The organism is Cupriavidus basilensis (genome assembly GCF_000832305.1).
GTDB lineage: Bacteria > Pseudomonadota > Gammaproteobacteria > Burkholderiales > Burkholderiaceae > Cupriavidus > Cupriavidus basilensis_F.
This window is the reverse complement of the sequence record NZ_CP010536.1, coordinates 3432390-3445834: the sequence shown is the minus strand read 5'-3', so window position 1 is coordinate 3445834 and position 13445 is coordinate 3432390. Positions and strand designations below refer to the sequence as shown.

The window sequence follows — 13445 nt, the reverse complement described above, 5'->3', positions numbered from 1 at the left end:
CATCGCGCAAAAATCAGAAGCGCCGGAAGACAATAAAAAAAGCCGCCAGGGGCCTGCCCTGGCGGCTTTCTTTCAGAACAAAACTTACGTGAAACTTACGTTGGCACGCTGCGCTGCATTTAATCCGCAGTTTGCGTTTAAAGCGTGGCGCGCGCCGCGGCAATGGCCGCGCGCACCTGCGCCGGCGCGGTGCCGCCGATATGGTTACGCGCCGCGACCGAGCCTTCCAGCGTCAGCACCGCATGCACGTCATCGCCGATCAGCGCGGCCTTGTCGCCCAGGCCGGTGACTTCGCGCAGCTCGGCCACGGTCAGGTCGGCCAGGTCGCAGCGGCGGTCGTCGCAGGCGCGCACCGCGTGGGCCACGGCTTCGTGGGCATCGCGGAAGGGCAGGCCGTGCTTGACCAGGTAGTCGGCCAGGTCGGTGGCGGTGGCGTAGCCTTGCAGCGCGGCGGCGCGCATGGCGTCCGGCTTGACCGAGATGCCCGGCACCATGTCGGCGAAGATGCGCAGCGTGTCGGCCACGGTGTCGACCGTGTCGAACAGCGGCTCCTTGTCTTCCTGGTTGTCCTTGTTGTACGCCAGGGGCTGGCCCTTCATCAGGGTCAACAGGCCGATCAGGTGGCCGTTGACGCGGCCGGTCTTGCCACGCGCCAGTTCGGGCACGTCCGGGTTCTTCTTCTGCGGCATGATCGAGCTACCGGTGCAGAAGCGGTCGGCGATATCGATAAAGCCCACGCGCGGGCTCATCCAGATCACCAGTTCCTCGGAGAAGCGCGAGATGTGGGTCATCACCAGCGCGGCGGCGGCGCAGAATTCGATGGCGAAGTCGCGATCGGAGACGGCGTCCAGCGAGTTGCGGCACACGCCGTCGAAGCCCAGTTGCTGCGCGACGAACTCACGGTCGATCGGGTAGCTGGTGCCGGCCAGCGCGGCGGCGCCCAGCGGCAGGCGGTTAACGCGGCGGCGGCAGTCGGCCATGCGCTCGGCGTCGCGCGTGAACATTTCCACGTAGGCCAGCAGGTGGTGGCCGAAGGTGACCGGCTGGGCCACCTGCAGGTGGGTGAAGCCCGGCAGGATGGTGTCGGCGTTCTTTTCGGCCAGGTCCAGCAGCGCGCCGCGCAGCGCGCCCAGCAGGCCGATGATGGTGTCGATCTCGCTGCGCAGCCACAGGCGGATATCGGTAGCGACCTGGTCGTTACGCGAGCGGCCGGTGTGCAGGCGCTTGCCGGCGTCGCCGACCAGCGCGGTCAGGCGCGCTTCGATATTCAGGTGGACGTCTTCCAGGTCGAGCTTCCACTCGAAGCCGCCGGCCTCGATCTCGCCACGGATCTGCGTCATGCCGCGCTCGATCTCGGCGCGGTCGGCCTCGGCGATGATTCCCTGCTTGGCCAGCATGGCGGCGTGCGCCAGCGAACCCTGGATGTCGAACAGAGCCAGGCGCTTGTCGAAGAACACCGAAGCGGTGTAGCGCTTCACCAGGTCGGACATCGGTTCGGAGAAGCGGGCGGACCAGGCTTCGCCTTTCTTGGCAAGTTGGGAGGTCATGGGCGGTAAGGCTGGGTTAGCTCGCAAGCCGGCGGCGGGCCGCGGGGCGAACGAGAGAATTCGGGGAAACCACGATTATATCGCTGCCGGGCCCCACGCAGACGGTAGCGGGTCCGGGAGGGCCTCCGGGCCCGCCCTACAAGGTGTTGTCGATGACCTGGCCCTTGAACACCACCGGCCCGGTGGGGCCGTTGGGGTCGGGCGAGCCGCCGCGCGGCTCCACGCTGATGGCCAGCGCCGGCACCTTGCCCAGCGCCTGGGCGAGCGCCAGGCGCAGCTGGCGCTGGTGCCCGATCACGCCGAGCGACTGCGGCTTGCCGCCTGCCGGGAGGGCCCAAAGCTGCAGGGCCTGCGCATCGTTCAGTGGCAGGTGATCCAGGCGGCGCAGGGTAAGCGCTTGCGAACGTGCATCCCAGGTCACAAGCACAGCGGCCTGGGCCCGATCGTCGTTGAGCACGGCCACCGCGTTGACCAGTGGTGCAGTGTCCAGCTGGCGGGCCATCCGCACGTTGAGGCCGATGGCCACGGCGGCCAGCGCGGCGGTCGCCATGGTGGCGCCGCGCCAGAAGCCGGGGGCGGCCCACAGCCGTTGCCACCAGGCTACGGGTGGCGCACCGGCTGGGCCGGCCGCGCCGGGCGCCTTCATGGCTTGCCAGCCCAGCCGTTGTTCGATCCCGCACCACACCTTATCCACCGGTGCCGAGGCAGGCTGGAGTTCGGCAAGGCCTGACAGCCTGGACTGCCAGTGGCCGATGGCGGCGCGGATCGCGGGTTCCTCGCGGGCGAGCGTCTCCAGCCGGCGGCGCGCGCCCCCGCGCAACACACCCAGCGCGTACTGCGCGGCAAGGCGGTCGATCAGGTCGGGATGACGGCTGAGGTTCATGACAGGCTTTCCAGGCACGTGCGCAGGCGCTCCAGGCCGCGCCGTATCCATGACTTGATGGTGCCAAGCGGCACCTGCAATTGTTCGGACAACTCGCTATGGCTCATGTCCTTCAGGTAGGCCAGCGAGATAGCCTGCCGCTGCGGCTGTTCCAGCCGCTGCAGGCACTGGTTCAACGCCCGTGCTTGCTGGCTGGCGAGCGCAAGTTCCGCCGGGCCGGCCGCTTCGTCGGCCAGCCACTCGCCAAGGTTGTCGTCCAGCTCCACGGTCTGGCTGGTGCGGGCAGCTGCCTGGCGGCGCAGGCAATCCAGCGCCCGGTTGCGCACGATGGCTGTCATCCAGGTCATCGGTGCAGCCAGGTGCGGCCGGTAGTCGCCGGCGTGATGCCAGATGCTGACGAAACTCTCTTGCACCACATCCTCCGCCCAATCGTGTCTGTTGGTTATACGCAGCGCGAGGCCAAACAGTTTCGTCGCGGTCTGGTCGTAGAGCTGCCGCAAGGCGTGCCGGTCTCCCATGGCCGCGCCTTGCAGCAATGCGGCAAGCAGGTCGGCGTCGGCTGGCCTGGGGGCAAATGAGGAATCGGCGGGGGAGGGGGGCACTGGGGGCGGATATCAGCAAGTGACGTTCCCGGATTATAGGCACGGCTTGCGTGCGGCATGCGAAGGATCGCTGCATCCGATTGCCAATGGCGCGCGTAGAAGAAACAGGCGCCGCCGTTGCCGCCGCGATGCAAGCCGCATCCGAGCGCATGCGACCCCATGAAGGCGCCGTCCACCCCTAGACAGGAGAACACCATGGAACGCATGCAGTCGAGCACCGCGCAGCACGAACGCCAGGCCGGCGAGGACACGGACAGCCGCATCCTTGTTGCGCCGGATGCGCGCCGGCGCGGCTTGCTGAAAGTCCCCGGCCTATTCGCGCTGGGATCGCTGGCGGTGATGAGCCTGGGCGAGTCGATGCCAGCCTGGGCGCAGGTTCAGTCCGGCAGCACCAAGGACGATATCGCCATTCTCAATGTCGCCCTCGGGCTGGAATACCAGGCCATCGCCGCCTATCAGGTTGGCGCCGAGAGCGGTTTGCTGCAAAAGCCCGTGCTGGAAACCGCAGTCAAGTTCCAGACGCACCACAAGGCACATGCACAGGTGCTGGCGGGCACGGTGTCCAAGATGGGCGGCAGCCCCGTGATGACCAAAAAGCCGGGTGAATACGGTTTCCCGACCGACCAGCTGAAGACCCAGGCCGATGTGCTGCGCTTTGCCGCCGGCCTGGAGAAGGGTGCCACCGCGGCCTACCTGGGCGTATTGCCGAACTTCCACAATCGCGAGCTGACCAAGGCCGCCGGCAGCATCCTGGGTGACGAAGCGATGCATTGGGCCATCCTGCTCTCGGTGCTCGGCGAAGACCCGGTGCCGGGCGCGTTCGTCGGCTGAGGCCTGGCCGCCAATATCGGTTGGCGAGCCACACTCTGCGCCGTCCGGCCTGCTGGCCGGACGGGTTCCCCGCCATGGTGCCAGCCACCATGGCGGTCTTTTTGCGCAGTGCGCGCAGCCTCGCCTCAGCCGCTGTTGCGCAGGCCCGCGGCCACCCCGTTGATGGTCAGGTGAATGCCGCGCCGCACGCGGATGTCGTCACCGTCCTTGCCCGAGCGGTAGCGCTTGAGCAATTCCACCTGCAAGTGGTTGAGCGGATCCAGGTAGGCGAAGCGGTTCTTGATGGAACGCGCCAGCAGCGGATTGTCGGCGAGGCGCTCCTGGCGGCCAGTGATCAGGGCCAGCATCTCGCACGTCAGGTGCCACTCGGCGCTGATGCGCGCGAACACCGTCTTGCGCAGCACGGCGTCTTCGCACAGCTGCGCGTAGCGCGAGGCCACGGCCAGGTCGGTCTTGGCCAGCACCATATCCATATTGGACAGCAGCGTGGTGAAGAACGGCCAGGTCTTGACCATGCGGCGCAGCGTGGCCACGGCGGCCTTGTGCGCACGCTCGTCCGGCGCCTCGTCCAGCAGTGCCTTGACCGCGCTGCCAAAGCCGTACCAGCCCGGCAGCAGCAGGCGGCACTGACCCCAGGAAAAGCCCCAGGGAATCGCGCGCAGGTCTTCGATGCGGCGCTGCTTCTTGTCCATCAGCTTGCGCGAGGCCGGGCGCGAACCCAGGTTGAGGTCGGCGATCTCGGTGATCGGCGTGGTGGCGAAGAAGTAGTCCTTGAAGCCGGGCGTGTCGTACACCAGGTGGCGATACGACGTGAACGCGCGATCCGAGAGTTGCTGCATCACGGCCTCGAACGTCGCCAGGTCCTTCGGCGCGTTCTGCGTCGGCAGCAGCGAGGCTTCCAGCGTGGCGGCGATCACCGTTTCCAGGTTGCGCCGGCCGATCTCGGCGTTGGCGAACTTGCTGTTGATGATCTCGCCCTGCTCGGTCAGGCGGATCTGCCCGTTGACCGTGCCCGGCGGCTGCGACAGGATGGCCTGGTAGGTCGGGCCGCCGCCGCGGCCAACGGTGCCGCCGCGGCCGTGGAACAGACGCAGCTTCACGCGGCGCGCCTCGAACACCTGCACCAGTGCCAGCTCGGCCTTGTACAGCTCCCAGTTGGAGGTGAGGAAGCCGCCGTCCTTGTTGGAGTCGGAGTAGCCCAGCATCACTTCCTGCTCGCCGCCATGGTGGGCGATCACCGAGGCAAAGCCCGGCAGCTCCAGCAGCGATTGCATGATGCCGGCGGCGTTGCGCAAGTCCTCGATGGTCTCGAACAGCGGGATCACCATCAGTTCCGGGCGCGCTGGGTTGGTCTTGCTGCCCAGCGTGCCGTGCAGCATGCCGGTTTCCTTCTGCAGCAGCAGCACTTCGACCAGGTCGGACAGCGTCTCGGTGTGCGAGATGATGTAGTTGCGGGCCACGCGTGCGCCGTAGCGGCCGCGCAGTTCGCGCGCCATGTTCAGGATGGCCAGCTCGCTGCGGGTCTGCTCGGAATAGGCATGCCAGGGCAGCGTCAGCAGGCGCGGCTGGCGCAGCTCGGCCAGCAGCAGTTCCTGCTTGCGGGCTTCCGTCAGGCCGGCATAGTTGGCTTCAACCCCGGCTGCGGCGAACAGTTCCGCGATCACCGCCTCGTGCACGTCGGACACCTGGCGCATGTCGATCGAGGCCAGGTGGAAGCCGAACACGGCGATGGCCTTGGCCAGCGCGTCGATGCGGGTGCGCGCCAGCGCCTCGCCGTGGTGCGCGCGCAGCGAGTCGATCACCACCTGTACGTCGGCGGCAAAGGATTGCGCGTCGGCATAGGGCGCGGAGTCGGCCACCGGATGGCGTGGCGCGGCCTGCCCGGTGACGGCCTGGCAGGTTGCCGCCAGGCGCGCATAGATGCCGATCAGTGCGCGGCGGTACGGCTCGTCGGCGCGATGCTCGGAGTGGTCGGGCGAGGCTTCGGCCAGCGCCAGCAGTTCCGGGCTGGCCTCTACCATCAGGCTCGACATCGACAGTTCGGCGCCCAGCGCGTGGACTTCGTCCAGGTACCACTCCAGGATCAGCGACGATTGCTGGCTCGCGGCGTGTTGCAGCGTGTCGGCGGTGACATTGGGGTTGCCGTCGCGGTCGCCGCCGATCCAGGAGCCCATCTGGAAGAAGGGCGCGAGCTGGGTAGAGGCCGCCGGCGCAGCCTTGCTCTTGCGCGCGGCGGGAAACACCGCGGCGATGTCTTCTTCCAGCTCGCTCATCAGTTGCGGGATGCCGCGCAGGAAGCAGGTGCGGTAGTAGGACAGCGCATTCTCGATTTCGTCCACCACCATCAGCCGCGTATTGCGCAGCATGCGGGTCTGCCACAGCGTGGTGACGCGCGCGCGCAACAGTGCGGTGTTGTGATCGCGCTCACGCGCGGTCATGGGCAGGTCGCGCTCGGCCAGCAGGCGGGCGATCTCGCGCTCGGCGTCGAGAATGCTCTTGCGCTGGACTTCGGTCGGGTGCGCGGTCAGCACCGGCACGATCAGCGCTTCGTCGAAGAATTTGCGTAGTGCCTTGCCGGTCACGCCAGCCGCGTCGATGGCCTGCAGCGCGTGCGCCAGGCTGCCCGGCTGCGGCGGCGATCCGGCCAGCGCATGCACGCGCCGGCGGCGGTTGTGGTGCTGGTCCTCGGCGATATTGGCCAGGTGCGAGAAATAGCTGAAGGCGCGCACCACCGAGTTGGTCTGGTCGCGCGACAGGCGCTTGAGCAGGCGATCCAGCTCCGCGCCGGCGGCGCGGTCGTTCTCGCGGCGAAAGCGCACGGCGGTCTGGCGGATGGTCTCGACCAGCTCGAAGGCCGATTCGCCTTCCTGCTCGCGCACGCAATCGCCCAGCAGCCGGCCCAGGAAGCGGATGTCTTCGCGCAGGGGCACGTCCTTGTCACTGGCGCGGCGGGCCGGGGTCGCGGCGGGCGCGGCGGGCGCGGCCTCAGGCTTCGCGGCGCTGGCGCGCCTGGAGCGGGTGGTCTTGGCGGATGGGGCAGATGGGGCGGTCGCGGGAATCGAGGCGGAAGCCAATGCGGTGTCGGGGGCGTCTGCCCGGCTGGCGGTTGGCTTGCGCCGGCCTGCGGGGCGCGCAGCTTGCTGCGTCATGCAATCTCCTGTCGTTTCTTATCTATTGTGTGTTGTCTGTTGGCCCGGGGCGGCTTGGGGTGCGTGCTAACATTCGCGGATGCAAGCATCCGTCTCCCCGTCTTCCTCCAGCGCTGCGCCGCGCAAGCTAGTCATCGCCTCCCGTGAAAGCCGTCTGGCTATGTGGCAGGCCGAGCATGTGCGTGCTGCATTGCAACAATACTATCCCGCGTGCGATGTGTCCATTCTCGGCATGACGACGCGCGGAGATCAGATTCTAGACCGTACTTTGTCCAAGGTTGGCGGCAAGGGCCTGTTCGTCAAGGAACTCGAGATCGCGATGGCCGAAGGCCGCGCCGACCTCGCCGTGCACTCCCTCAAGGATGTGCCGATGGAGTTACCTGAAGGGTTTGCCCTGACCGCGATCATGGAGCGCGAGGATCCGCGCGATGCGCTGGTCTCAAGCCGCTTCGCCTCGCTGGACGAGATGCCCGCCGGCACCGTGGTCGGCACCTCCAGCCTGCGCCGCGAAGCCGCGTTGCGCACCCGCTACCCCCATCTGGTGATCCAGCCGCTGCGCGGCAACCTGGATACCCGCCTGGCCAAGCTCGACCGTGGTGACTACGGTGCCATCATCCTGGCCGCCGCCGGCCTCAAGCGCCTCGGCCTGGCCGACCGTATCCGTGCCGTGCTGGATCCCGTCAGCTCGCTGCCGGCAGCCGGGCAAGGTGCGCTGGGCATCGAGATCCCGTCCGGCCGCCCCGAGCTGGCCGCGTGGCTGGCGCCGCTGAATCATGCGCCCAGCGCACTGGCCGTGACCGCCGAGCGTGCCGTGTCGCGCATGCTGGGCGGTTCGTGCCAGGTGCCGCTTGCCGCGCATGCGCGCTGGGAGGGCACGAAACTGCACATCGACGCCTTCGTGGCGCTGCCCGACGGCAGCCGTTGCGTGCGGGCCCAGTTCGCCGCCGTGGTGGAGGGCGCCAATGCGTCCAGCCTGGCCGAAGCGCTTGGCGAGGCCGTTGCCCAGGACCTGTTGGGCCAGGGCGCGGCTGACATTCTCGCGGCGCTGGCGGATCCGGCGTCCCCCCAAGCCCCTGCCTGAGACCGGCCCATGCCCCGCCCGACCGTCGTTGTAACACGACCCGCCGGGCAGTCCCGGCAACTCACCGAGGCCTTGTCGGCCGCCGGCCTGGACGTGCTTGGCTTTCCCCTGCTGGCGATCGGCCCCGTGGCCGACGATGCCCCCTTGCGCGCGGCGCTGGCGCAACTGGCGGACTTCACGCTGGTGGTCTTCGTCAGTCCCAATGCCGTGGCCTTCGCACTCGATGCGCTGGCCCAGGTGCAGGACAAGCCCGCGCCGCAGTGGCCAGCATCCGTAGCGGTAGCCGTGGTTGGCCCCGCCAGCGTGGCTGCGCTGGCCGAGCGCGGGATTGCCGCGCCCGACTACCGCGTGATTGCCCCGGCCGGTTGCACGACCGGCCATGAGGCAGACAACGGCGATGCCGCCAACGGTGGTGACGGCGCCGCGGCGCGCTTCGATTCCGAGGCCCTGTGGCAACAGCTTGAAGCCCAGCTCGGCGCCGGGGCGCTTGCCGGACGTAAGGTCCTGATCATCCGTGGCAATGGCGGGCGTGACTGGCTGGCCGAGCGCCTGCGCGCCGCCGGCGCCGAGGTGCAGCCGGTCGAGGCCTATCAGCGCTCGGTCCCCACGCCCGGCAGCATGCAATGGCAAGCCGTGCGCGACGCGCTCAAGCCGGGCGCGGCACCGCAGGCCTGGTTGCTGACCAGTTCCGAAGCCGTGCGCAATCTCGATGAGATGGCGCGCCAGGCCCTGAGCCCGCAAGAGCTCGCCTGCCTGCGCCAGGTGCAGTGCATCGCGCCGCATGCGAGAATCGCCGAACAGGCCTTGGCCCTCGGGTTCTCGCACCTGCTGCGCGCCGCACCCGGAGACGAAGGCTTGCTGGCGGCTTGCCGCCAGTGGGCGCAGGCGCATGCCGGCCCGCCGGCGCCGATGCCGGTCGCGGCGCCGGCGGCTGCCGCCGCGCCCGTCCCGCCCGCCACGGTGCCGCCGCCGCTCCCGGCAGCACCACCAGTCAACCCACCGCCCGCAACGTCAACGAAGGTCGATCGCGTGACGCAAGACAATACCGCTCCTCCCGCCTCCAGCCCGCCTCCCGCGGCTGGCGCCCCGCTGCCCGCGCGCGGCGCACCCCGCGTCAATCCATGGTGGTTGCTGCTGTTCCTGCTGATCCTGGCCATCGGCGGCGGTTTCTGGTGGCTGCAGCAGCGCGTGGACCACCTGACCCAGGAACTGGCGCGGCGCCAGCAGAGCAACGATGCACTGGTGCAGGAAACCCGGGTGCTCTCGCGCAACGCGCAGGACACCGTCAAGGAACTGCAGGCCAAGGTTGGCGCGCTGGACGGGCAGGTGGGCGAGGCCCGCGACAAGCAATCCGCGCTGGAACAGGTCTACCAGGACCTGATGCGCAACCGCGACGACTGGGAGATCGCCGAGATCCAGCAACTGCTCACCAACGCCGGCCAGCAACTCCAGCTGACGGGCAATGTGCAGGTCGCGCTGGCCGCGCTGCAAAGCGCCGACACACGCCTTGCACGGACCGACAAGCCACAGTACAACCTGCTGCGCCGGGCCATCGCCCGCGATGTGGCGCGCATGAAGGCCGTGCCGGATACGGACCTGACCGGTGCCGCCATCAAGCTCGATGAAGCCATCAACCAGATCGATACGCTGCCGTTGCTGTCGAGCGAGCGCATGCTCGAGCGCAGTGAAGCGGATGCGCGCAAGACGGACGTGAAGGCCGAGGCTGTCGACAAGCCCGCCAAGCCCACCGGCGCCAAGGCTGGCAAGCATGCGGCCAAGGACGAGGCCGTGCCGGCCGGCACCGCGATCGGCAACTGGTTTGGCCGCCTGTGGGGCAATGTGCGCGACGAACTGATGCAGGTCATCCGCATCCGCCGCGTGGATGATGCCCAGGCACTGCTGCTGACCGGCGACCAGGGCTGGTTCCTGCGCGAGAACGTCAAGCTGCGGCTGCTCAATGCGCGCCTGGCGCTGCTGTCGCGCAACGAGCCGGTGTTCCGCAATGACCTGGCGGCCGCGCAAGCCATGATCGCACGCTATTGCGACACCAAGTCGCGCCGCGTGCAGGCCGTGCTGACCCTGCTCAAGCAGGCCCAGGCCGGCGCCGTGACGGTGCAGTTGCCCACCATGGCGGAAAGCCTCGGCGCGCTGCAGGCGCTCAAGAAGGAGTAGCGCATGCGGCTTCTTTTCTGGGTAGCTATCCTGTTTGGCGGCGCCGTCGGGCTCGCGCTTTTCACGCAATTCAACCAGAGCAACCTGGTTCTGTTCTACCCGCCTTACCGGGTTGAGCTGTCGCTGAACCTGGCGCTGGCCTTGCTGTTGCTGGCGTTCTTCGTGGTCTGGACCATCCTCGGCACCGCGCGCCATCTGTCCGAGATGCCGGCGCGTGCCGCGGCCTACCGCGAGCGCAGCCGCATGAACCGTGCGCAAGCGGCCTTGCGCGAGTCCATCGAGAACCTGTTCGCCGGCCGCTTTGCCCGTGCCGAGCGTACCGCGCGCGAGGCCCAGGCCTGGCCCGAGCAGGCCCAGACGGCAGCGCTGATCGGCGCCCGCGCGGCGCACCGCATGCAGGAAACGGAGCGGCGCGACGCCTGGATGGCGCAGGTGACCGACCCCGAGCGCGAGCAGGCACGGCTGGTGTCGATGGCCGAGTTGCTGGTCGACGCGCGCGATGCCGAAGGCGCGCTGGAAACCATCGCGCAGCTGCAGGCCCAGGGCGCGCGCCAGATCCATGTGCAGCGCATCGCGCTGCGTGCCCACCAGCACCTGAAGAACTGGACCGAAGTCCTGCGCCTGGCGCGCTCGCTGGAAAAGCGCAACGCCCTGCATCCTGTGCTGGCGCTGCGCCTCAAGCAACTAGCCTGCGAGGCCCTGCTGGAGGAGCGCCGCCACGACGTGCAGGGCCTGCAGGATTTCTGGCGTTCGTTGTCCACCGACGAACGCCGCGCGGCCCGCATCGCCGAGCCCGCAGCGCGCTATTTCGCGGCGCTTGGCCGTCAGGATGAAGCGCGCAAGATCGTGGAGGACGCGCTCAAGGTCAACTGGGACAGCCGGCTGGTCTTGCGCTATGCCGAATGCGCGGAGCCAGGACGTGCGTTGCCGCAGATCCAGCAGGCGGAGAAATGGCTGACGCAGCATCCTGTGGATGCGGATCTCTACTTCACGCTAGGCGTGCTGTGCCTGGGCGAGAAGCTATGGGGCAAGGCGCAGTCCAGCTTTGAGCGGGCGTTGAAATATGCGGATGCTGACTTGCAGCGCAGGTTGCGGGTTCGGGCGCATCTGGCGTTGGCCAAGATGTTTGAGGAGACCGAGCGGCCTGAGGAGGCGCAGCGGCATTATCGGGAGAGTGCGATTTTGGCGGCTTGAGGGGGTGGGTTGGGGGTGATGTCAACTGCAACTTCTTAACGTCAAAGGCAACTGCAGTTTCACCACCCCTGCGGGGCGGCGACCTACTTTTTTGTCTTGCCAAAAAAGTAGGCAAAAAAGGCGCGCCGGATGGGGCGCCCCCCCCTCGGGATTTCACCAAAAGAGCGGCCGGGACCCAAACTCGCATCGCCTTAAGGCGATACTCAGACATGGGTCCCTCTTCTCCGCTCTTTTGGTGAAATCCCGAGGCGCCCCATACGGCCTCTGAACACCTACACGGCTCGCTTCGCATCGCGCATGGGTGATTCCCGCCCCCAGGCGGGAATCACGGCTGCAATGAATCGTCGCTTGCTGTTCCTCGGTTCTCAGTCGCCCTCGGAGTGCGCAGCGTCGGTTCCTCGCTGTTCCTTCACTACCGCATACCGCGCCAGGGTCTCCTTGCGGGCTACGTCGTGTTGCACGATCGGCCGCGGGTAGTTTTCCCCTAGCTTGACCCCGGCTGCTAGCAACACGTCCTCTGAGGCTGTCCAGGGCGCATGTATGTACTTGTCCGGCAGGCGTGCCAGTTGCGGCAGGTACTTCCTGATAAATCGTCCCTGCGGGTCGAATTTCTCAGACTGCGTGGTCGGGTTGAAGATGCGGAAGTAGGGCTGGGCGTCGCAGCCGGTGGAGGCGGCCCACTGCCAGCCGCCGTTGTTGGCGGAGAAGTCGAAGTCGTTGAGCTGGTCGGCGAAGTACTGTTCGCCGCGCCGCCAGTCCACGCCGAGGTCTTTCACCAGGAAGCTCGCTACCACCATGCGCAGCCGGTTATGCATGTAGCCGCTTTGCCGGATCTGCAGCATGGCGGCGTCCACTAGCGGGTAGCCGGTCCTGGCGTCGCACCAGGCCTGGAAGTAGCGCTCGCCGGTGTCGCCATTGATCCAGCAGATGGCATCGTAGGCGGAGTGGAAGGCATGCCCCGCGGCGACCCGGGGGTGGTGGTGCAGGATCATGAAGTAGAAATCGCGCCAGATCAGCTCCGACAGCCAGGTGGCGGCGCCGACGCTCTCGGCGCCGCCGCGCAGCGTGGCGGCGTGGGCGGTGCGGGCGAGCGTGCGGATCGACAGGGTGCCAAAGCGCAGGTGCACCGACAGGTAGCTCGGGCCGCGCAGGGCGGGGAAGTCGCGCCGGCGCGCGTAGTCGCCCATGCGCTCGCAGAACTCGTCGAACAGGGCGTGGGCGCCGGCGCTGCCGGTGGGCATGGCGATCTCGGCCAGGTTGGAGGGGGCGAAGCCCAGTGCCTCCAGCGTGGGCAGCGGCCGCAGGTAAGCCTTGGGCGGAGCGGCCAGTGACTTCAGATAAGGCTCGACCGGGTAGGGCTTGAGGTCGAACGGAAGCAAGGCCTTGAGCCAGGCGTTCTTGTAAGGCGTGAAAACCGAAAAAGGCTTGCCCTGGCCGGTCAGGATCTCATCCCGCTCAAAGATCACCTGGTCCTTGAAGCTGAAGAATGCGCAGGGCTGGCCCGCCAGTGCCTGCCTGACCTCGGTATCGCGGGCCAGCGAGGCGGGCTCGTAGTCGTGGTTGGCGAACACGGCGGTGACGCCGAGCTCGGCGGCCAGCTCGGGAATGGCTGCGCGCGCATGGCCGTGCAGCACGATCAGGCCGCCGCCGGCCGCGCGCAGCGCTTCGTCCAGCGGGGCCAGCGAGGCCAGGATGAACGCCACCCGGCGGTCGGCCGCCAAGCCGCGCGCCAGCAGCGGATCCAGGATCTCGCGATCGAAGACGAAGACGCACCATACCTGGCGGCAGTGCTTGAGGGCATAATGCAGCGCCGCGTGATCGTCGGCGCGCAGGTCGCGCCGGAACCAGACCAGGCCGCACTCGAACAGCCGGTCGATCCGATAGGGTTGGCGGGCGTCGGCGGGGGATGGGGGCAAGATCGGGCGCTCCGGAAGTTGGGCTGGCGAAGCCTGTTACCCTACCATAGCGTCAGGCATGCGCGGCGCG

The 13445-nt window shown here is 68.0% G+C and carries 9 protein-coding genes; 4 read left to right on the top strand and 5 right to left on the bottom strand.

Annotated elements, in window-relative coordinates; translation table 11 throughout:
* Positions 1 to 137 precede the first annotated feature (137 nt).
* The 3 genes from argH to RR42_RS15915 form a co-directional block, all read right to left on the bottom strand.
* Positions 138 to 1547 carry an argininosuccinate lyase gene (argH, locus tag RR42_RS15925; protein ID WP_006160535.1) on the bottom strand — a complete coding sequence of 470 codons (1410 nt, stop codon included), beginning with the start codon at positions 1545 to 1547 and terminating at the stop codon, positions 138 to 140.
* A gap of 136 nt (positions 1548 to 1683) precedes the next feature.
* Positions 1684 to 2430, bottom strand: a complete 747-nt coding sequence (locus RR42_RS15920) for an anti-sigma factor (RefSeq protein WP_043348743.1) — start codon at positions 2428 to 2430, stop codon at positions 1684 to 1686.
* Entirely contained in the window at positions 2427 to 3032 is a 606-nt protein-coding gene (locus RR42_RS15915) for a sigma-70 family RNA polymerase sigma factor (RefSeq protein WP_043348740.1), read from the bottom strand. The genes RR42_RS15920 and RR42_RS15915 overlap by 4 nt, the downstream gene beginning before the upstream one ends.
* Positions 3033 to 3227: 195 nt before the next feature.
* Between RR42_RS15915 and RR42_RS15910 the strand changes: the two genes are divergently transcribed.
* A complete protein-coding gene (locus RR42_RS15910) occupies positions 3228 to 3863 on the top strand; it encodes a ferritin-like domain-containing protein (protein WP_043348737.1) in 636 nt (211 codons plus the stop codon).
* 125 nt (positions 3864 to 3988) lie between these two features.
* On the opposite strand, the gene ppc is transcribed toward RR42_RS15910, so the two are convergent.
* Positions 3989 to 7012 carry a phosphoenolpyruvate carboxylase gene (ppc, locus tag RR42_RS15905; protein ID WP_043348734.1) on the bottom strand — a complete coding sequence of 1008 codons (3024 nt, stop codon included), beginning with the start codon at positions 7010 to 7012 and terminating at the stop codon, positions 3989 to 3991.
* A 79-nt stretch (positions 7013 to 7091) separates the two neighbouring features.
* Here ppc and hemC point away from each other — a divergent pair, with 79 nt between their 5' ends.
* The 3 genes from hemC to RR42_RS15890 are packed head-to-tail and all read left to right on the top strand — an operon-like array spanning position 7092 to position 11459.
* Entirely contained in the window at positions 7092 to 8093 is a 1002-nt protein-coding gene (gene hemC, locus RR42_RS15900) for a hydroxymethylbilane synthase (RefSeq protein WP_043348733.1), read from the top strand.
* A gap of 9 nt (positions 8094 to 8102) precedes the next feature.
* Positions 8103 to 10265 (top strand): fused uroporphyrinogen-III synthase HemD/membrane protein HemX, encoded by a 2163-nt coding sequence (hemDX, locus tag RR42_RS15895; protein ID WP_043348730.1) that lies wholly within the window; start codon positions 8103 to 8105, stop codon positions 10263 to 10265.
* Between the two features lie 3 nt (positions 10266 to 10268).
* On the top strand, positions 10269 to 11459 hold the full coding sequence (locus tag RR42_RS15890) for a heme biosynthesis protein HemY (protein ID WP_043348727.1): 1191 nt from the start codon (positions 10269 to 10271) through the stop codon (positions 11457 to 11459).
* A 365-nt stretch (positions 11460 to 11824) separates the two neighbouring features.
* Here the strand turns inward: RR42_RS15890 and RR42_RS15885 are convergent, their stop codons facing one another.
* The gene (locus RR42_RS15885; protein WP_043348723.1) at positions 11825 to 13375 is read right to left on the bottom strand and encodes a cryptochrome/photolyase family protein; all 1551 of its coding nucleotides are present in this window, start codon (positions 13373 to 13375) and stop codon (positions 11825 to 11827) included.
* Positions 13376 to 13445 lie beyond the last annotated feature (70 nt).